General features: G+C 37.2%; 16 protein-coding genes. 9 read left to right on the top strand and 7 right to left on the bottom strand.

What is annotated here, in order from left to right; translation table 11 throughout:
• Nucleotides 1-195: 195 nt before the first annotated feature.
• Together H3T46_RS04395 and H3T46_RS04390 are read right to left on the bottom strand one after the other, a co-directional pair.
• Nucleotides 196-657 (bottom strand): RidA family protein, encoded by a 462-nt coding sequence (locus H3T46_RS04395; protein ID WP_110438494.1) that lies wholly within the window; start codon nucleotides 655-657, stop codon nucleotides 196-198.
• A 14-nt stretch (nucleotides 658-671) separates the two neighbouring features.
• Nucleotides 672-2,231: a vitamin B12-dependent ribonucleotide reductase gene (locus H3T46_RS04390; RefSeq protein WP_198197516.1), complete on the bottom strand. Its 1,560-nt coding sequence runs from the start codon at nucleotides 2,229-2,231 to the stop codon at nucleotides 672-674.
• Nucleotides 2,232-2,536: 305 nt separating this feature from the next.
• On the opposite strand from H3T46_RS04390, the gene H3T46_RS04385 reads away from it, so the two are divergent.
• The 6 genes from H3T46_RS04385 (at nucleotide 2,537) to H3T46_RS04360 (ending at nucleotide 6,907) form a co-directional block, all read left to right on the top strand.
• Nucleotides 2,537-2,905, top strand: coding sequence for an NADH-ubiquinone oxidoreductase subunit NDUFA12 family protein (locus H3T46_RS04385; protein ID WP_198197514.1), 369 nt, complete (start codon nucleotides 2,537-2,539; stop codon nucleotides 2,903-2,905).
• Nucleotides 2,906-2,929: 24 nt separating this feature from the next.
• Nucleotides 2,930-3,454 (top strand): outer membrane lipid asymmetry maintenance protein MlaD, encoded by a 525-nt coding sequence (mlaD, locus tag H3T46_RS04380; RefSeq protein WP_230873089.1) that lies wholly within the window; start codon nucleotides 2,930-2,932, stop codon nucleotides 3,452-3,454.
• Nucleotides 3,455-3,483: 29 nt separating this feature from the next.
• Nucleotides 3,484-3,705: a hypothetical protein gene (locus H3T46_RS04375; protein WP_198197512.1), complete on the top strand. Its 222-nt coding sequence runs from the start codon at nucleotides 3,484-3,486 to the stop codon at nucleotides 3,703-3,705.
• Nucleotides 3,702-4,229 carry a DUF2155 domain-containing protein gene (locus H3T46_RS04370; RefSeq protein WP_198197510.1) on the top strand — a complete coding sequence of 176 codons (528 nt, stop codon included), beginning with the start codon at nucleotides 3,702-3,704 and terminating at the stop codon, nucleotides 4,227-4,229. Before H3T46_RS04375 ends, H3T46_RS04370 begins: the two co-directional genes overlap by 4 nt.
• 88 nt (nucleotides 4,230-4,317) lie before the next feature.
• Nucleotides 4,318-4,839: a disulfide bond formation protein B gene (locus H3T46_RS04365; protein WP_347400992.1), complete on the top strand. Its 522-nt coding sequence runs from the start codon at nucleotides 4,318-4,320 to the stop codon at nucleotides 4,837-4,839.
• A 34-nt stretch (nucleotides 4,840-4,873) separates the two neighbouring features.
• Nucleotides 4,874-6,907, top strand: coding sequence for an NAD(+) synthase (locus H3T46_RS04360; protein WP_198197508.1), 2,034 nt, complete (start codon nucleotides 4,874-4,876; stop codon nucleotides 6,905-6,907).
• 91 nt (nucleotides 6,908-6,998) lie between these two features.
• Here H3T46_RS04360 and H3T46_RS04355 read toward each other — a convergent pair whose 3' ends face one another.
• Both H3T46_RS04355 and H3T46_RS04350 read right to left on the bottom strand, forming a co-directional pair.
• Nucleotides 6,999-8,069 carry a TIGR04086 family membrane protein gene (locus H3T46_RS04355; RefSeq protein ID WP_110438487.1) on the bottom strand — a complete coding sequence of 357 codons (1,071 nt, stop codon included), beginning with the start codon at nucleotides 8,067-8,069 and terminating at the stop codon, nucleotides 6,999-7,001.
• A gap of 206 nt (nucleotides 8,070-8,275) precedes the next feature.
• Complete coding sequence (locus H3T46_RS04350; protein WP_198197506.1) at nucleotides 8,276-11,365, bottom strand: glycosyltransferase; 3,090 nt, start codon at nucleotides 11,363-11,365, stop codon at nucleotides 8,276-8,278.
• Nucleotides 11,366-11,644: 279 nt separating this feature from the next.
• On the opposite strand from H3T46_RS04350, the gene H3T46_RS04345 reads away from it, so the two are divergent.
• On the top strand, nucleotides 11,645-13,189 hold the full coding sequence (locus tag H3T46_RS04345; protein WP_155565846.1) for a hypothetical protein: 1,545 nt from the start codon (nucleotides 11,645-11,647) through the stop codon (nucleotides 13,187-13,189).
• Nucleotides 13,190-13,291: 102 nt separating this feature from the next.
• Nucleotides 13,292-15,976 carry a glycosyltransferase gene (locus H3T46_RS04340; protein ID WP_198197504.1) on the top strand — a complete coding sequence of 895 codons (2,685 nt, stop codon included), beginning with the start codon at nucleotides 13,292-13,294 and terminating at the stop codon, nucleotides 15,974-15,976.
• Here H3T46_RS04340 and H3T46_RS04335 read toward each other — a convergent pair.
• Nucleotides 15,939-16,844, bottom strand: coding sequence for a rhamnan synthesis F family protein (locus H3T46_RS04335; protein WP_198196000.1), 906 nt, complete (start codon nucleotides 16,842-16,844; stop codon nucleotides 15,939-15,941). The genes H3T46_RS04340 and H3T46_RS04335 overlap by 38 nt on opposite strands.
• 235 nt (nucleotides 16,845-17,079) lie before the next feature.
• Between H3T46_RS04335 and H3T46_RS04330 the strand changes: the two genes are divergently transcribed.
• Complete coding sequence (locus H3T46_RS04330) at nucleotides 17,080-18,651, top strand: carbohydrate porin (RefSeq protein WP_198204689.1); 1,572 nt, start codon at nucleotides 17,080-17,082, stop codon at nucleotides 18,649-18,651.
• A gap of 86 nt (nucleotides 18,652-18,737) precedes the next feature.
• Here H3T46_RS04330 and yiaY read toward each other — a convergent pair whose 3' ends face one another.
• Complete coding sequence (gene yiaY / locus H3T46_RS04325; RefSeq protein ID WP_232349932.1) at nucleotides 18,738-19,886, bottom strand: L-threonine dehydrogenase; 1,149 nt, start codon at nucleotides 19,884-19,886, stop codon at nucleotides 18,738-18,740.
• Between the two features lie 232 nt (nucleotides 19,887-20,118).
• A complete protein-coding gene (locus H3T46_RS04320; RefSeq protein ID WP_198197501.1) occupies nucleotides 20,119-21,555 on the bottom strand; it encodes a catalase in 1,437 nt (478 codons plus the stop codon).
• Nucleotides 21,556-21,747 lie beyond the last annotated feature (192 nt).

Here is a 21,747-nt window from a genome sequence, read left to right as displayed (position 1 = left end):
GATATTAAAAAGGTAGTCTCTCAGCAAGTTGTAGATCTAAAACAGTTGTATGTCGAGATATAAAAAGTTATTTTGACATTGTTATTAGATAATAATCATAAATCGGTATGCTGATTGCATTTTAAATGCATACCAGATATATATACAGAGTATCATTAACTATTATACTCGTGTAGATCAACTGGCAGAATAGATTTATTTCAATTCAAACCAAGCTTCAACCTCAACACAGGCATCCATTGGTAAACATGCTACACCAAAGGCAGAACGTGCATGTCGTCCTTTGTCTCCAAAAATTTCTACAGCTAGATCTGATGCTCCATTCATGACAACAGCCTGCTGGGTAAATTCCGGTATACTGGCAATGAACCCCCCCAGGCGGATTAATTTGCTGATTTCATTTAACTGTCCAATAGCGGCCTTGGCCTGTGCCAAAATATTGATCATGCAATAGCGGGCTGCTTGTTGCCCAGTTTTAAGGTCAATGGTCGCGCCCAATTTCCCGGTTGCAAAAAGTTTCCCGTCTATAAAAGGAAGTTGACCAGAAATAATCAGGGAATTATTGGTTTTGATTGCAGGAAGATAATTTGCAACAGGGGCTGTCGGGGTAGGAAGTTGAATTCCAAGTTTGGCAATGCGTTCCTCAATAGATGACATGTCTTGATCCTTTCTCAGCTTACAAGTTTGAATTTTGAATGTTTCCGTGGGGAAGAGTGAGATTGATTCATTTCTTCCTCTGGTAGATCCAAAGGCAGCATGGGGAGTTTTTCCTCATCAGACTGTAAATTATTAGGTGCGTCAGGTAAAGGCTGGTTTAAATAAACATCTGATAATAGCCGGAAGCTATAATCCAGAAACGAGGTCGCGTAAATCGCTCCCGGATCCCCTTCAACGGTTCCGGCAATGCCGAAGCGGCTATAGGCAAATGCGGAAACGAATTCCTTTAAAGGAACCCCATATTGCAGACCAATACTGACAGCCTGGCCAAGGCTGTCTAATAAACCTTTAACCATGGCATTTTCTTTTAAAGGCGTAATCGATATCTCACCAAGCTTGCCATCTTCGTATTCACCTGTACGCAAAAACAATCCACGTCCAGCAATGCTCGCTTTTTGTGTAATTCCTTTGTGACGTGGTGGAAGAGGTTCTCGAATTCCCCGGGGTAATATGGTTTTTGAAGCGAGGGGATATTCCATTGGATGGGGACGGGGGGGCATTGAAGTTGTAAAACCGATCAATGCCTGATGCATTGCGCAATGCGCCTGATGAGAAGGGGGTTGAAGTATCAAATTTCCCGATAGGGTTGCAGCCAGTGCACTTTCAGGAGTTAGTTTTTGTTTTGCCATTCGCGCAATAGTACTTATTGCCAGATGTCCGTCTTCGGTAACAGGGGAAAATATGGGGGCAAGTCCACATGCTTCTGATCCTAGAAATAGATCTTCAGGTCCGGGAATTGAGAAACTGGTTTCTATCCTGGGCAGAGGCAAAGTTTTTTCCTCAGAGGCAAGACTCCATATTTCTTTGGCAAGGGTAGTTAATTCTGGTAATGCATTCCAGTCTGGTGACAAGGGAAGATAATCAGATCCACAACCCGCAGTTGAGAGTAAGGTTGCAAAACAGGTAAGGCAACAAGCCACATCCCGTCCTTGGATACTGTCATATTCCAGACCGAGTTGTGCAAGACAGGCATCTAAATTGGTAAGATAAACTGTCCCGGCAATATTGTGATATGATTCTGCATTTTCAGAATCTACAGGCTTTTGCTTTGGGGAAATCTGCAAATCTGGAAAGGGGAGCTCACTGTTAATGAAATTGAACTGTTGCTTATAGAGAATACGGATACTATCGATAACAATTTGCAGAACTTTCCGATAAGAATGCGCGTCAAACCCTGTTTCAGTTGACGCAAAGGCAGCCAAATTTATGGTAAAGGCGGGTTTTTGACTGTTGTCATTTTGCCAAATACGTTGATTGGGACAGGCCTGTTGGTTTAGCAGAATTGTTTCCCAGTCATAAACTGTCCAATTTTTGATCCCTGCATTTGCCGCATGATCACAAAGAGGCAATAACCAGTTGGCAGTGATCTGATCTGTTTTAACAGAGGAGGATTCCAGTTGATAGGATGAGCATAACTGTAGGATCGCTGTTGCAGTTTGATCCTCCCATCGAGCGGGCATGGTTACTGAATAAAGAGATGCGTCGGGATCAATCGCGGCTTGCAGATTACGCATCCTGACGCCATTCCAAATATGTCTTGTGTTCATAATAATCAAGTTTACATTTTTTTTGGAATGTCGATAAGCTGAATAAATAGGTAAAAAGTTATACAGGTATCTGTATTCAGTGGATATTGTGGATAAAATTCCGGTTTAGTTTGTTTTCAATTTTTTATTTATCTTAGGATGTAATCTTTTGATTATTCGCTTTAATTAGAATCCAATTTAATTTTTTTTGTGATTTTTATGGAAAAAAGGTATATGGTTGTTAGAAGTTATTTGATAAAGATACTACATAATTATTTTGTTTGAATTATATTATGACAACACTTGGAACGCGTTTACACACACTTTTAAAAGGACGTTTGGTCGGGAAAGATTCTGATGGACGTTCCTATTATGAATCTCGCAAACTAAACCGTCTTGGCGGAGGTGAACGTCGTCGTGAGCGGTGGGTTATTTATAAAAAAGGTGATGATCCCTCCGCGGTTCCCCCAGAGTGGTGGGTCTGGCTACATTATGAGGCGGATGCACCAGTTCCGGTATCAAAGCGTCATCCCTGGCAAATTCCCTATCATTCCAATTTAACCGGAACAGCCAAGGCTTATCATCCACAAGGGAGCGATTATGTCGGTGGTCAACGAGCCAAGGCTACGGGTGATTATGAAAGCTGGGTTCCTGAGGCTTAGTTGAAAAGATAGTTCATGGTATTAATGCCCTCTCAAAAAACACAGCAAATAATTGAACTTGTCACAGGTTTGATAGTGTTGGTTGTTTTTGTTGTTGCTGTTATCATGGCCATTATTGGACATGGGCAGAAAAATGTTGGGGGGTATCCGTTATGCGCATCGTTTAGCCAGATTGACGGACTGGAAGTCGGTTCAGACGTAAAATTGGCAGGGGTGAGCGTAGGTCAGGTTATTCAGGAAAAGGTTGACCCAAAGAGATTTAATGCGGTTGTAACTTTTACGGTTCGGCCAGATGTAAAATTACCAGTTGATACGGCGGCAATTATTACAAGTGATAGTCTGCTAGGTGGAAAATATATTGATCTTTCTCCAGGTGGTGATGAAACGGTTCTTAAACCTGGTCAGTTTCTGACCCATACCCAAGGGGCTATCAGTTTGCAGCAGCTTTTAAGCAAATTTATTTTCTCTGTTACAGATAATATGAGTAAAAATGAAAAGAAAAAGGCGGACAATTCTGCTGATCAATTCCATAATAATGAATTACATTGACTAGTTTAAGAATTTAAGGGTTGGTTAAGATGAAAACAGAAGTTCAAACATCTTCATTAAACTGGCCTCAATCTGATGGAAAATCTGTAACCTGCAAAGAAAAATTAAAAATTCTGGAAGAAAACAAAACCGAGTTAAAACAATTTATGCAGGATGTATTTGAGGACGCATTGCTGATTGGAGTGGATGAGGAATTCATGCGGGATTTTCTAAAAGATATGGTTGATCAATTACGGAGTCCGGTAAAATGAAAAAATATTTTTGCTGTTTAGCTGTTGTCATACTGGGAATAGGTAATATTTCAAGCAGTTTGGCTGAAACCAGTAAATCAGCAAAACAAAATCCCAATGTTGCTGAACAGTGGATAAGACAATCCGAAGCTGTTGTTCGAATTTTGAATAAACTTGAAGCCCATACTGAAATTTTAAATATACCGGTTGGACAATCAGTGCGATACCAGACCCTGACAATCGAGGCTCTTAATTGTGTAATACGTCCTCCCTCAACACCTTTTGATAGTGCCGCCTTTCTTCAAGTAACAGACACAAAATTAACATCTATTCATTTTGCCTCATGGATGTTTTTAACTGAACCTGGAATAGCTGTTTTTGAGCATCCTCTATATAATATAAGTGTTGTTGGCTGTGCGGGTAATTCAATGAATGATCCCAAAAAGGTTGAAAAAAAAGAGGAAAAAAATATACAGCACCCTGTTGAGCAATCTTCAGAATCAATTGAAAATTCGTTAGAGAAGTCTTTGCAATCGCAACATTAAAAAAAATATGGTAAACTCGCTTTTTTATAAAGTCTATTTCATATTTAACCGTTCATCATTCATGTGTAAACCAGTCTAGGTATCAGTCGTGACCAATTATAATAAATATTATATGAAAACGATTACCGCAATTTTCTTTATATTGGCAGGCGCATTTGCTATTGGTGCAGCGTGGTTTTTACAGCATGTTTTGCATATGGTTCCCTGTGGTTTGTGTTTATTGGAAAGATGGCCATATCGTTTTCTGATTATTTTGGGTATTTTGGGTATTTTTATTCCAACACGATATTTGACCTTGATTTTATGGGTTGGATTTATGGTTTTGTTGATGAGTATTGGCATTTCCTGTTTACATATTGGGGTGGAACAGGGATGGTGGGTCAGTCCGTTACCTGAGTGTAACGCCAATCTTGTCGCAACGGACAATCTTGCCGATCGGCTTGGTGCTATGCCGGATCGTCCAGGCAAACCCTGTGATGTCGCTTCTTATCCTTTTTCTTGGCTGCCAGTTTCATTGACAATGCTAAATGGATTATATTCTCTCTTCTTATTTGCTATATTGATTTGGCGGTTGGTTGAAGAAAGACATAATCGTAGAATATATTTCTAGATCATTAAATTAAATTTAGTATGTGAGATTCTTCTTGAAAAATTTTTACTCGTTGTATGAACATAACCTTGCCCGGGTGGGATTATGCAATTTTACAGTCTGTTTGGCAGATCCTTATTCGAACAGCGAGAAAATAATTCAACTGGCTTTAAAGGCCCATCAGGAATGCGTTGCACTTTGTGTTTTTCCTGAATTGTCTCTGACGGGATATTCAATTGAGGATCTCAGGTTACAGGACAGCCTGTCAAGTACTGTTAAGGAAACTATTGAACTGATATGTGATGCAAGCCAATCCCTTATGCCTGTTCTCATATTTGGAGCTCCTGTTGTTTTTAAGGGTGCTTTGTATAATTGTGCGGTTGTTATTCATAAAGGTAAGATTCTGGGAGTTGTTCCCAAATCCTATTTACCTAGTTACCGGGAATTTTATGAGGCCAGACAATTTGCTGATGGGCAATTGATTGTCAATGAGTCCATAGTTTTTAACAAACAGAACGTTCCTTTTGGTGTTGATCTGCTTTTTAAAGCAGAGGATTATCCCGATTTGCTTATAGGGACGGAGATTTGCGAAGATTTGTGGGTACCAATTCCTCCAAGTAGTTATGCCTGTATGGCTGGTGCCACCGTGATTGCCAATCTTTCGGCAAGTAACATAACTGTAGGTAAAGCGGATCAGCGTTCTTTGTTGTGTCAAACGCAATCTTCACGTGGAATTTGCGCTTATCTATATACTGCTGCAGGAAATGGTGAATCTACAACGGATCTTGCCTGGGACGGACAATTGTCAATTTTTGAAAATGGTGAACTTCTGGCGCAAACAGAACGTTTTCCAAAAGGCGATAATTTTCTATATGCAGATATTGATCTTGATTTGATACGTCAGGAACGGTTGCAACGCGGAACATTTCATCAGTACTATGCAAAACACCCACCTTATCGTTTGATTGCATTCAAATTGCAACCTTCAAATGACACCATAGGGCTTCAACGTCCCTTGGAACGTTTTCCCTTTGTCCCTTCGGAAGTCCATCGGTTGGAACAGGACTGTTATGAAGCCTACATGATTCAGGTTTCAGCATTGAAACAACGTATTCAAGCCAGCAAAGCCCAGCGAATGATCATTGGTGTTTCTGGAGGACTTGATTCGACACAGGCTTTGCTGGTTGCTGTACAGGCTGCTGACGATCTCGAAATGGATCGACAGTCTATTTATGGGTATACAATGCCGGCATTCGGAACAGGCAAAGAGACGAAAAATAATGCCGAATCATTGATGAAAAGCCTTGGTATTCATTGGGAATGCTTGGATATTTCTGATACAGCCAGACAAATGTTAAAAGATATAGGACATCCTTATGCAGAAAATAAGCCTGTATACGATATCACCTTTGAAAATGTCCAGGCGGGATTAAGAACAGATTATCTGTTTCGTTTGGCCAATCTGCATAATGGTATTGTTGTTGGGACCGGGGATCTATCAGAACTGGCTCTGGGATGGTGTACTTATGGCGTAGGGGATCAAATGTCCCATTATCATGTCAATGCTGGGTTACCCAAAACATTAATTCAACATTTGATACGATGGGTTGTTCAATCCAGATTTTTTTCAGAGGAAACTGGCAGGGTTTTGCAGGAAATCTTGAATACTGAAATCTCGCCAGAACTCATTCCTGCAAAAGATGCAAAATCCATTCAAAGTACTGAATCGATAATTGGACCATACGCATTGCAAGATTTTAATTTATATTATTTTCTAAGATATGGTCTAAAACCTTCAAAAATTGCTTTTTTGGCCTATCATATATGGTCAAATTCATGTAAGGGGAGCTGGCCTGCAGGTTATCCTGATACAAAAAAAACCGATTATAATTTATGTGAAATTAGGCATTGGCTGGAAATATTCATTAAACGGTTTTTTGCTTTTAGCCAATTCAAACGATCAGCCATGCCAAATGGTCCCAAGATTCTTGCGGGAGGAAGTCTTTCTCCACGGGGAGATTGGCGTGCCCCTTCAGATGGAAATGCGAATATATGGTTAAGAGAACTTGAAAATGTTCCTTTCGATTGATTTTGTTCAAAAGGTTTAAAAAGTAAAAAAACTAGTATTTTTGGAAATACTAGTTTTTTGGTTATTTTTTAAAGATAAGCGATATTGTTATTTAGTGATTATAATTATGATGCTCATTATCAGTAGTTTGATTTTCTAGTTTTCTGCAAACGGTTCTTTGCCCCAATAATCCACAAGCGGTACTAACCAGTGCACCAACTAGCAAGGCGATAAAAGACCAGAATGAAAGACGTGCGATGGCTTTGACAGTCATATCCGCTTTTTCTTTAGCCTGTTCTTTCCATGTGTTTAATTGTTCTTTTGCTTCCTGAAGATTGTTTTGCAAATCATTCAATTTATTGTTTGCTTCTTGTACTGCCTGGTTATGCATGGCAATAATATTGTCAACCGAACGTTCTGCCTCTTTAGGGGTTAAATTAGTATTATTGGCAATAGCTTTTTCTACATCATTACGATCAATGGACTGATAGATGTTTTCGGTACGGGTTTTGAGGTGGCTTATTAAATCAGAAAGAATCTTGTCGGAATTATTTGGGTTGATGCTAATTTCCTTGATAGCATTTTTGGCTTCTTTTTTTACTTCCTTAAATTGTGAGGATAGATAGTCTGGATGTAAAGCTGGAATATCACTTTTTTTCAAAGCCTCTATCACATTTTGATTAAGTTGTTGATTATTCGCATTTGATTTGAAATCAAAATTTTTCAGAGTGTTTTTGCTAAGATCAAAAATTCCTGAAATACCATTTTGGGATGCAGAACCAATGCCGCTTAATAGGGAACCTGTAGATGAGGTCACTGTTCCGATTGTTCCCCCGATCATGGTAAGGATGGAACTTAAAATCATGCATCCAATAATAATGGATAAAATAAGCGAAGTGGCCCAAACAAGGAATCCATGAATGAGGCCATTTACGCCAGCCAAGCGTCCAGTCACAAAAGCGCCACATGCAAGGCTGAGGATAATTGAAACTACAGTCCAGATTAAAACTGTTGTTCCTGCACCATTAATAATATCATCGGATTTAGGAGACAGCATTGAAACACCCAGGCTGCTTCCCAAAATAAAAAGAAGAAAAAATACTGCCATAACTGTAAAAATACCAGCAATAATACTTCCCCAGCATATTCTTTTTTTATTTATATTATTATTTTGATAATCCATTATTACGCTCCTTAATAGTTATTTATTAAAAACAATATTAGCGTAAATAAAAATCTTATCTATTCAATAATTTTATTTTTTTTATTTGTTGTTTTAAAATCACTAAAATGTAATATTTTATTTTAGTGATTTTATATTAAAATATTATAAAGTAATTTAATGTAGTTACTAACTATTTATTAATAATATTAAATGAGTTTAAGAAATTATTGTTTTTTATTCCAGGGTGAAATTTCGGGATAAACCAGGTCAAGCCAAGGATGTCTATTTTCAAGATGAGAAACAACCTTGGGTTTGTGGGTATTTTGTTCAGTGAGTACATTGGTCATTGATGCAAAATGTGCCCTATATTCAGCAATAGTATTGGTTACCTGTTTTCCGCTGATACCCATTTCAGCAAGGGAGCACCACATATCAAAATCCTCCCACCCCATTGCATCCCGTTTTACATAAAATCCACCAGCTGCAGCCCAGGCCCATTTGGCAATAAGAACCATTGCGTCAATATAGTTTCCAACGGTGAGGCGTAGGGGATTAAAGGGAACGTGCCCTCCAATGGCCTCTCCTGCGCCAAAATGCTGTATTTCTGGATAGGCATAACCAATATTCGTATTCTGTATGGCCTGTAATAATTTTTCACATGTGTCAGGCATTAAACGGTTATCTGCATCCAATTGCATGGAATACAGTGTTTCACTGGCTGCAATACCAATATTTCGTGCGCCTCCCAAACCGACATTATTTACTGATTGATGGATTTGCAATCGATTGAATCGATGCTTGTGATTTATTGACCATTCAAGAATTAGGGTGATTGATTCGTCAGACGAACCATCATCAACAATAATCAAATCAATATCCTTTAATGTCTGAATAAAAACGGACTCGAGTGCCTCCAGTATATATTGCTGATAGTTATAGGAAGTAATGACAACCGTTACCTCAGATTCCCGCAAGTTATCATGTTCAAAAAGAATGTTGCTGTGTGGAATGACGGGCAAATTGCGAAGGTTATAGTTTTTGCGTGAAATAATAGTTTCCGCTGCCTGTGCTGCGCCTTTTTCATTAACCAAACTTAAAAGCATTGTATCGCAAAGTTTGGATTGACGTTGCAAACTGAAATTCCATAAAACGGCATGATATGCATTTTGCGCCATTTCTTTTCTAAGTGTTTTATTGTCAATAAGCGATAGTAAATATTCTTCCCATTCTTTCGCGGTAGATGCCAGATATCCAGTAACACCGTGTTGAATGCATCGTTTCAAGGGTTGGGTTGGTGAAACGATTGAACAGACATTTGCCAATGCAGCTTCAAAATATTTAAGCTCACTTTTTGCATTGCAGAAAACATTGTCAATTTCCAATGGGGCAATTGAGATATCAAATCTTGCCAACTCTTGGGGAAGTTTTTCTAAAGGTACGGTATCGCGCCACTCGATGAAATTTTCATAATTTTTCAGTTCCGGAAATTCATTCATATGCAAAATGGGACGGTGGTTTACGGGTTCCCTGAATAAAACAAGGCGTACATTGGAACGTTGTTGAAAAATTGAAATGAGTGCAGGTATGACAAGGGCAAAATCACGCTGATGTGTTCGGGTGCCGCTTGCATAGCCAATCCGGATGTAATCATCATTTTTTGTTGCTTGAACAATACGGGCGGCAAATCGTGATAATTTTACGCATTCATCATCAAAAATATTGGGTAGGGTATATACTAATGGGCCGGCATGTCTAGGAATAAGTTCCTGCGCCATATGTTCACGCATTTCCTTTGTAGTTGCAATCGCAAAGTCTGAACGCATGAGGGTTTGACGCATGTTGTGAAATGTATGGGCCGTTTTTGCCTCGGTTGTACCAATGGTACGTATACCATCTATGATCTCAATATGGGCAAAATGGGGTTTAAAGACAATATCGTCGACATCAAAGGCGGTTAATTTATTATATTCCTTGCTTAGTTTCAGAATTCCATCAATGTGACCGCTAAACTCAACACGCCATAAAATGATGATATCAGCCCATTGTATATCGTTAACGCTAACATCAGCTGCGTTTGAAACCTTAGCTTCATGACCGGCCATAATGCAAGCTTTGGCATTACGATAACAACGATAAATTACACCCGGTGTATCGGGTTCTCCAGCAACAAAAAGAATTTTTCTTATGGGATTATAGGAATTGTAATCAGGCCTGGCAAAGTAATTCAGGCTATCCATTGAATGTAAAGAATTAGAACTTTGAGGGGAATTTCCGATAATGTTATCTTCTTTATAAAATTTTCTTTTAATTACATTTATAAAATTAGGAGTATCTATATACATTTTTATTTTGTTTTTGATATATTTTTTGACGAATACAGGAGTTTTTCTTTTTAATTGTCTATAGATTATTTCCGATATACTTTTTGGATATAAATTTTTAATAGATATTAATTTTTTATTACATCCATTTTTGGCAACCTGATTGGTTAAATCTTTTAATATCTTGTTTTTTTCCCTGATTTTTTGGGTTTGATTTGCAATTTCCTTTTCAGAATATTGAAGTTTTCTGCCCAATAAATTTTGTTCAATTTTTGATTCCAGAAATAGAGATGGCGTTGATGCTTCGTTTTTTTTATCCAGTGAGTTATACATCGACCAATATTGGTCAAAAAAAGCACATTTTTTTTGGAATCGTTGTGCCAGAACAGGTGAGTAACTGAGGTCAAAGAGATTTTTTAACGAAAAAGGAACCGCTGTACCAGTGTAGAGAATGGTCAGTCCAGAATAATGATAAAAATCAAAATGGGGATATTGTGTCTGCCATGCTGTTATGATCGAGGAGTTTTCCTTGGCAATTGAATGATCGCTAAAGATATTATCAATAACAATCGTGGTATTCTCAGGAAGTTTTTCATATAGCGAATTTATAATGGGTGCTTTTTTAAGGGATTGGTTCAGACTGTTGATGAAAATACAATCGTAATCGGAAATATCAGGTTTGATGGGTAGCAAGGTATTCGGATATGAATAGGGGCTTTCTTTCTTTTGTTTTTCACTGAAACATTGACTGGATAGTTCAAAACTATCAATAATTTCGCATATATTCTTATGAATGATTCTTTCAATATCATTATCAAATATTGCAATTTTTTTTGGTTTTAGGTTTGTTATCAACCATACGAGAATAGAATAATGGTGATGAATTTCATTTTTTAGAAAGGGAATATGAAAAAACAGATTCTCATTATCGTTTTTTAAGAGATCTTTTAATGAACTCGTCTCTTTTTCTTGTAAAGGTTGATTTTTTATCATGATATATAAGCCTGGAATTGATTAACTATATGAATTATGTTATAATAATATTGTATATTTGAAGTATACAAAGTATGATTTTAAGGTCATAATCCTATCATAAAATTGAATAAACGATTTGTTTTTAAGTTTGATTTAACATTAGTGTTTTGTTACAACATACAATGTTGCAAGTAAAAAATAAATTTGACAATTTTTAAGTAATATTTTACTTTTTTAACAAAGTAGAATTAATTTTGATAAATTATAATAATTTGGATATTTTAGAGTAAAGTAGAGATGGCAATTATAACGGTTCCAGGTGGTTCAGATTCTTCTATAGCTGTGACTGTAGATGGTTCTCAGGCCTTAGCACTGGCTAATCAAATCAGAGATGATATTGTAAGTCATTATTATAAAACTGACAGAGATATTGATGTTACTAATTTTTATAACGGGGATGATATTTCTCCATTAGCATCACGATCAAATCTTTTATTTGACGGCGTTATCAGGAATGGAGGTGTTTATAACGTTAAGGATGGCGTTAATTTCATTACCGTTGGAACGCTAATCAAGGACGGACAGAAACTTGATGCCAATGATAAATTTGATGCAAATAACTTTAGATTCCTAAATGAACCCGTAACGGTAAATTCAGCAATGAGCGCCAATCAGTACGTTCGTGTATTGGCGGGGATTGATGGTCAAGTCACTTATAAGGCGGGCAAGGAAAGTGGGCAATTTGCTGGCGGATCCAAGGATCATCCAATCAATTTTATCGGTAACGATCAAGAGGGTGGTAGATGGCAAATAGCAACTGGTGACGGAGATGATACCATTGCCTCCGGTTCAGGAAATAATGTCATAAATGCGGGTGCCGGCAAGAATAAGATAACCTTGGGAACAGGTAATAACCAGGTTACTTCGGATGGACAGGATACAATCACCGCGCCTAATGGTGGTTTTAATTCTATTACCATTCGTGGCGGTCATTCATTGATCAATATTGGTGACAATAGTCTTATCAATGATGTAAGTAGCAATAACGTTATCACTGTTGGGGGTGGCAGTACTGTTATTGGTGGTAACGCAGGTAATGTTACATTCAATGCCGCTTCTAATGATGGTCATAATAACAATCATAACCGTAACGAATTTTTGGGTGGTCAAAACAACACGATTACAGCTTCTACGGATAATTTTGATGTAATTCATGGTGTTAACAACACATTCAATATCAATGGTAGTTTCAAGTTCTTCAATGGTACAGGCAATACGAATGTTACCCTAACTGGTGGGCAGAATATAACTACACAAACTCAAATATTTGGTGCGGATGGGTTAAACTTCCACCTGACAGCAAAAGATGTTAATGATCCAAATAATCCAGTTCTACTTGTCGCTGGTGGTGGTGGAAACCAGACATTGGATGGTTCGACATCTTCTTCGAATCTCTTGATTTACTCTGATTCAACCAAGGGTGCTACAACGCAACTACTTGGTGTTGGTGGTGCTGGTAATGATACTCTGGTTGGTGGTGTTGGCTCAAATACATTGACCGGTGGTGAAGGTAACAACTTGTTTATCTTTACTAAAGATACAGATCAGGGTGGTAAGACATTAATTACCGACTTCTCCAAATCCAAAAATAATATGGTTGAATTCCTCAACTACGGATTTAATAGAAGTGATGTTGATCGTATTCTTCAGAATGCACATCAGGATGATAAAGGAAATGCTGTTCTTGATCTTGGTAACCATCAATTGATTCTGCAAGGTGTTTCAGTTAAGGATCTTAAAGGAACACAGTTTACTTATATCAATGATCCAGTAAAAAAATAAAAGATTAAATCTATATTTGGTCTTTTCGAAAAGCTTGCTATTTTATAAATAGTAAGCTTTTCTGTTATTATGATCATTATTTTCACTAGCCAGTTGTAATTTATGTATAAAAAAGAAAATGATATTGAATATCTAAAGGCTGAAATTAAAAAAAAAAACCGGCTTATTGATGAATATCATTTAACCTTCAGAATATTGAATTTACAAATTGCTCAATTACAGCATTATAAAAATCGTATTTCAAATTTACATGCTCGTATAGAATATTATAGGAAAGTCATAGATCGGCTGGAAAATATTATTCCTGTAAAAAAGTTTATAAAGATCGTCTATTTTGGAATAGATCGTTGTGTAAATATACTTGAAAAAATTTTTAAAAAAATTAATTGTAGACAATTTATAATAAATGAAAAAAATAATTTTATTATTCATTACAAATTTTTTGAAAACCAACAGTTTAATCAATCACATCTAATTTTAATTGTTGCGGAAGTTACGTTATCACAATGTTATAAATATCGTGTACAGCAAAAAAAAGAATATTTTGAAAAATTGGGATGGCAATGCAGAATTGTTGACTGGAGAAATCAAAGTGAGGTTTTGTCAGTCTTACAAATTTGTAAAGAAGTGATTTTTTACAGGGTTCCTGCTTTTCAAAATGTTTTGGATCAGATTTCTGAGGCTAAACGATTGGGTTTAAAAACCTGGTGGGAAGTTGATGATTTAATATTTGATAAAAAATTATATTTACAATGCGGGTTTATGAAGTATTTACCCAAAGAGGAGTTGGATTTATTACTTTTTGGATCAGGATTATTCCGTAAAGCGTTATTGGCTTGTGATCATGCAATTGCCTCTACATCCTCTTTGGCACAAAATATACGACAGGTTGGAGTTCATGAAGTTAAGGTTATAGAAAATGCCCTGGATCAAAATACTTTACGAATTGCTTCAGACCTTTATCCACGTAAATTGGAAATAGATGGTGATCTTAAGAAAAAAGATGAAATAATTGTTCTTTATGGATCCGGGACTAAAACTCATAATGCTGATTTTCTGATTGCGGCCGATGGAATTATTTCGGCACTTATTCATGAAAAAAAATTAAGATTATGGATAATAGGGGAACTTGAATTACCAAATCAATTTGAGGATTTCAAAAACCAGATCTGTTATTTTTCTTTTCGGTCCTATGATCAATACATGAAATTATTGGCACATGCTGATATAGCCATAGCACCGTTGGAAGATATTGCCTTTAATGATGCTAAAAGCAATATTAAATTTTTAGAGGCATCCATTTTAGGTATTGTCTCTGTTTGTTCTCCCCGAAAGAATTTCAAAGAAATAATTCGGGATGGTGAAAATGGCTTTATTGCTAATTCGACATCTGAATGGAAGGAAAAAATATGTTTACTGGCTGGGAACTCCCAGTTACGTCAACGTTTAGGACGACAGGCTTATTATGATGTCTTAAAGGATTATTCTCCCGATACAATTTTAAAAAAACAGGTTGAACCTATTTTTGGAATACCGAATAAACAAGTCAGGGATAAATTAAAGATTTTGGTGGTTAATCTTTATTATGCACCATATTCTTACGGTGGTGCCACCATGGTTGCAGAGGAAATGTCCCGTCGGATACAAAAAAAAGAGAATACTGAAATAGCAATTTTTACCTCCCGACCTTTTTCACAACATAAAGGATTAAGGCGTTATTGTGATAATGGATCCTTGGTCTATTCAGTAGAGATTTCACCGCAATCATATCCATCTGAAGAATTCAATAATACAGAAATTGTGGATCCATTTGAAATGGTTTTACAGGCTGTTCAACCAGATATTGTACATTTTCATGCAATTCAAAATCTTGGACTGCATTTGATTGCTTCATGTCAACTGAAAGATATTCCTTATATTATTACTCTTCATGACACGTGGTGGCTTTGTGACCGTACATTTATGGTTAAAAATAATTATAAATATTGTTTTCAGGAAAAAATAGACCTGAATATTTGTCAGGCATGTGAACCCCAGGTTTTCTATTTAAGAGAACGAATGAAAATGATGAAAAAATCACTTGAAGGAGCCTCGTTGTTATTAAGTCCAAGTGAAACACATCGTCAGCTTTATATAGTGAATGATGTTGATCCCGATAAAATTATAGTAAATCGTAACGGAGTTTCCCGTCCAAGAAAATTGCGTAAAAAGCGTATGGCGGGTTCTGTCTTGAGGTTTGGTTTTGTTGCCGGAAATGAGATAATAAAAGGCTATAATCTCATTTTTGACGTATTTACATCATTAAAACATGAAAACTGGAAATTGACGATTGTAGATAGCAAAAACAATCTTGGATATTCATCATTTGATATAGATTCCTGGAAGGGGCAGGATAAGGTTATCATTATTCCACCCTATGATGAAAATTCAAAAGATGATTTCTTTAATGAAATAGATATATTGCTTTTTCCTTCCCAATGGAAAGAAAGCTATGGGCTGACAGTCAGGGAAGCTTTGCTACGAGATGTTTGGGTTGTGTGTACCCATCCTGGTGGCCAGTCAGAGGATGTTATGGACGGTATAAATGGTACCTATATTTCATTATATGATGGTTCGGAAGAATTAAAAAAGGTTATTGAAGGATTTCTGGAACAACCATCCTTTTTGGATGCCTATCTTAATCCATATAAGGATCATATTATGACTTATGAACAACAGGCTGATGAATTATTTGAAATCTATAACAGTGTTAAAGTGGCGGAGAACAAGAAACACCCTGTTTTATGAAATATGTCCAGGCAAGTTTTGTATCATAAGTTATGGCAAGATATTTCAGCCGTTTCCACCATACGGTATGGGGGATCATCGGTCGGTTAGTATGGTTGTTTAAATAGGTGTCAATATAGTTTAATTTGAAAAATTGATTGTTTTTCAGAAGTGTACGGTAATAGTTTAGCCAGAAAATTCCAAAGTGATTATCACGGATGAGTTCTTTTTTAATAAAAGGGACGTTATCAGAATGCAGGATAGTATACCAATCCAGGTGCATGGGATTGACGTTTTTTTTATTTCTAAAAAGTCTTGTTTTTGTTGGTGACCAGGCTGCCTTGCATTTAATTTCCGGAATTGATTGCAGAATGCGTCCCAGCTTTAATTCAGCTTGCTGGATAATGGCCTGTCTGTCCATTTGTTTGAATGGTTGCATAAACAAGTCTTGAATTGCTGGATTAAAAAATGTGGTATGGTTAAAACACAGAAACCATGATTGGAAATGCCAGTTCATTTCAAAACTATCAACCATCCCCCATATATCCAAGTTTTTGGTAAACATTTTTTTAAAAACAGGCTGCAGGGGATATATGGGGCCAAAAATGCTGTCATTAGTTAGTAGGATATAATCAGCATGATCGGTGACTTTTTTTATTATTAAATCTTGCCATGCTCCAAAATCCAGTCCTTGATTAGGACGAGAATGGGGTGTTATTGAATGTTTTTGGCAAAAATCGTGTATATCCTCTGAAATTTTTTCTTTCCCGGAAAGGGCTAAATGTGTTTTCCATCCGCATAAGTAGAGTTGTCTTAAAAAATGTTTTGTGTCGGGAAGAAGTTCATCCGTTGAATTATAAGAGGCAAAAAGACATATTCTGTTTGACATATTTAGTGATGATATTTGACTTATAGTGAAAATTTATCGTTAGAATTCATAAATTTAAAATATTTATTATTAAATTCTAAATATAAAATGTGAAAAAAACAAGAATTAATATTAAACTAGCTGTAAATAAAATACATTGATTTAAAATTAAAATACATATCAAGTATTTTATATTGAAAAATAATATTTATTTATTGTTAAATGTAATAAAAAAATAAATAAATTATGGGAAAACATGAAAGAAATATGTAATAAAGATATTTTATTATCAAAAATATTTAAATTATTATGTTTTTCTTTAATTGTTATTGTTATACAATTAGAAAATAATAATTTAATTGTTCATGCTCAAAATTCACAAACAGATTCTTTGGAAAAAAATCGAAAATATGATGATGAGTTAACGGATTGGCACATGATTCCGGCTGGTAGTAGTGGTGGATGGAGAACAGCTGTCAGTCGTGCAGAAAGTAACCGTATTGATATCCAAAGAATGCAGAAAGAGAGAACAAATCCCTATTTGCCCCAACCGGAACATTTGCTTGGAAATTGGTGGGGATTGCATTCATGGTTGTATAACCGGGGCATTAATATCAATTTTGACAACCAAAATGAATTTGCAGGAAATATTTCAGGATATCATCAAAAGAAATCAACCAATACAGGTGCAGTGGATGCAAATATAGATATTGATTGGGAAGTATTGATTGGGGATAACTGGATCACGAATGGTCTGGTTGGACATATGACAGTTATTGGTCGTTATGGAAGCAATCTGAGTGCAGGGCTTGGGGAAAATATAACACAGGTGCAGGAATTATATGGTGCTGGTGGGAATGTTGTTGCAAAACTAGTAAATCTGTATCTGGATAAACATCTTTTGGAAGATCGCATGATCATGTCCTTTGGAAGGATGGATGTCGGGGCAAGCTTTGCAACCAGCCCCATTCAGTGTTATTTCATGAATAATGGAATTTGCGGTAATCCAAAACCCTTAAGTGGACAGGCGGCAGGTTTTTCAGCATGGCCGGATTCAGAATGGGGAATTAATATTCTGTTTCAGGCCACTCCTCAATATTTTATACGTGTAGGTATGTATCAGGTAAGTCGGGCGGCTTATAGCAATAGGGCCGGCCATCGGGCAGGCTGGGCCGCTGTGGTTAGAACAGGTGAAGATGCCGGTGGGGAATTTCCTATAGAAATGATCTATCAACCAAAATGGGGAAAGCATGAATTAACGGGACATTATAAAATTGGATTTGCCTATGATACGTCACCTTATCCTGTTTGGGGCCGTTCCATTTACGGGGGGCATATCACTTCGGCTAATGGAATAGAACAGAAATGGAAACGGGGACGGGATGAGGAATGGGTTTTACTGGATCAGATGATTCAGCGAAATGGACCGGGTGATTTGGACGGGTTGATAGGATATCTTGGTTTTGTTCACAGTAATCCAAAAACATTTCAAAGACAAAATCAATTTCTGGCGGCCATTATCAATACCGGATTTTGGAAATCACGGCCTATGGATGGAATAGGTGTTCTATTTGTTCATCAAATTATGAGTCGGGAAGCACGCAAGGCACAACGATATAACATAATGTCAGGTTTTCCCATCGGGGATATTGTTTCAGGAGCATCTGGAATACAATCAGCAGAAACAACGGTAGAGCTTACTTATTTAATTCATATTTATGATGGAGTTATGTTTCAACCTGATTTTCAATACGAGATTCATCCAAATGCACAAAAAAATATTCCTAACGCAGCCTTTCTCGGATTCAAAAGTCGTGTAGACTTTTAAATATCTTTCAGTAATTTACATTAGATAGATGATAAAAAAAGGATATGGTTATCCATATCCTTTTTTTTAAGTTATGAATTTATTAATTACATTGCTGATTTAAAGATTGCCGCAACTTCTTCAGCATTTCCCTGACGGGGATTGGTCAGGGCGCAAGCATCCTTAAGCGCATTGGCGGTCAAGGTGGGAATATCTTTTTCCTGAACCTTGAGTTCTGTCAGATTGGCAGGAATGTTAATATCTTTTGAGAGGCTGCGGATAGCCGCGATACAGGCTTTGGCACCTTCCTCATCATTCATGCTACTGACACCAATATTCATTGCCTTTGCAATATCTTTTAAACGAGCGGCACATTTGGGGAGGTTGTATTCCTGAACGTGAGGCAACAGTACTGCATTACAAACCCCATGTGGCAAACCATAAAAACCGCCAAGCTGATGTGCCATTGCGTGGACATATCCCAAGGATGCGTTATTGAATGCCATTCCTGCGAGCAGTTCTGCATAGGCCATATTCTCACGAGCTTGCATGTCCTGGCCATTTTTAACTGCATTGCGCAGATTTTCTTCGATTAGGGTTACGGCCTTCAAGGCACACGCATCTGTGATGGGTGTGGCGGCAGTGGAAACATAGGCTTCAACTGCATGAGTCAGAGCATCCATACCTGTCGCAGCAGTCAGTCCGGGAGGCATACCCGCCATTAAAGCGGGATCATTGACAGACAAAATAGGTGTTACATGAGGTGTAATGATAGCCATTTTAACATGGCGTGTTTCATCCGTGATAATGCAAAAACGGGTTATTTCACTGGCTGTTCCAGCAGTTGTGTTGATTGCGATTAATGGAAGTTGAGGTTTATCGGATTTGTCAATTCCCTCATAATTTTTTATTTCACCACCATTGGTGGCAAGCAGGGCAATCCCTTTGGCACAATCATGCGGAGAACCACCCCCAAGGGAAATAACGAAATCACAATTATTTTCTTTGAGTATTTTTAATCCGTCATTAACATTTGTTACGGTAGGATTGGGATGGGTGCCATCAAAAACATTTGTTTTAATTCCTTGCTGATCAAGCATATCAGCAATTTTTTTGACTACTCCGTTTTTGCTTAGAAATGAATCTGTAACGATAAGGCCATGCTTAAGACCATGTCCCTGAATGTGGGAAATAGCGTCTTGTAAGGCGTTTTTACCAATAATATTTACAGGTGGAAGAAAGAATGTAGTACTCATAATATTGTATATCCTTTATCACCATTATAGTTTCTTAGAGATATATAAGAGTAATTTAATAAAATTAAAGTCTTTACTCTAAGTAAATAAGGGGAAGAGTCGCGCTCTTTTTATTAAGTATGTTTGTAAATTTTACAAAATTATAATCCCCCGATTATGGGTTTTAATCAAGGGATTACTTTAAAAAACCAAATATTAATTTCTATATTTGAAAAATCGGATGATTACTTTGTCATTTTAGACCCGTCGCTACTTTTTGTTCCAGTTCCGGGTCAATTTTCTGGAAGTGTTCCAACACGCGTTTTTGAATATCCTTTCGAACCATTTGCAGGGATTCAACAAAATTATTGATCAACAGACTCTTTTGTTCTGGTTTCATCAAATGAAACAAGGCCCTTGGATAACTGTAATAGTCGTGGTCAACGCGGTTGTCGTACCTTCCCCCTTCACCGGATGTATAATCCGGGAAATAGTTTTCAGGAGTGTTCGTTTGTTTTGGTGCATCTGGATCGCTGTTTGGCTCATAGTTTGTCATTCCGCCTCCATTATCATCAAAACGCATATATCCATCTCTTTGGTAATTGTTTACAGGGCTTTTTGCGGCATTGATGGGCAGCAGCTGATGATTTGTTCCAACCCGGTACCGTGCGGCATCAGCATAGGCAAATATACGTCCTTGCAACATTTTGTCCGGGGAAACGCCTATGCCGGGAACAACGTTGCCAGGGGAAAAGGCCGCCTGTTCTACCTCGGCAAAATAATTCCCTGGATTACGATTCAATTCAAAATATCCAACTTCATGCAATGGGAATTCTTTTTGTGACCAAACTTTGGTAACGTCGAAAGGATTATCCTTGTGATTCTTTGCCTGTTCAATTGACATAACCTGTATATAGGCTTTCCATCTTGGGAAATGGCCCTCCTTGATTGCATTGAATAAATCCTCGGTAAGGTAATCCGGATTGGAACCAGCTAATTCTCCAGCTTTTTTAGGATCAAGATTTTTAACACCCTGTTCTGTTCTGAAATGCCATTTTACCCAAGTGCGGACATTATTCTTATTGATTAGACTGAAAGTGTGGCTTCCATAACCATGCATGCATCGATAGCTGGCGGGAATACCCCGGTCAGAGAAAAGGATCATGACCTGATGCAGGGCCTCGGGAGATAAAGACCAAAAGTCCCATTGAAAATTGGGATCTTTTAGATTGGATTGAGGATCCCTTTTCTGGGTACGAATGAAATCGGGGAATTTCAGGGGGTCACGAATAAAAAACACGGGAGTGTTGTTTCCGACAAGATCCCAGTTTCCATCTTCAGTGTAGAATTTCAAGGCAAAACCGCGTGGATCCCTTACCGTATCGGCTGATCCCCTTTCGCCTGCAACTTGTGAGAAGCGTGCAAACATCGGGGTTTCTTTACCTATTTCGCTAAATATTTTGGCACAGCTATATCTGGTTATATCTTGGGTAACTATAAATTTTCCGTGAGCGGCCGCCCCTTTGGCATGAACACGTCGTTCGGGTATAACTTCACGGTTAAAATGAGCAAGTTTCTCAACCAGATGGAAATCATCCAATAGAATTGGACCACGAGGTCCAGAGGTTCTGGAATTCTGGTTATCGGGAACAGGAATACCTTCAGCTGTAGTAAAAACCTTTTTACTCATTTGTAGCTCCTTATTTTGATTCATAACCCAATTGTTATTTTCTTGACCTAACAATTGTATCATACAATCAATAATTCAAAAGTAACTATTTAAGTTTTAAATATATTATTGGATTATTACTTTCCTTTTTTATGTTTTTATTGAGGATAATTAATAATTATTTATTTATTTGTTAATATTTTATATTGATAT

This window comes from Commensalibacter sp. M0133 (assembly GCF_016101485.1).
GTDB lineage: Bacteria > Pseudomonadota > Alphaproteobacteria > Acetobacterales > Acetobacteraceae > Commensalibacter > Commensalibacter melissae.
Note: the sequence above shows the minus strand (reverse complement) of the source record. Positions and strands in the feature narration are given on the sequence as shown.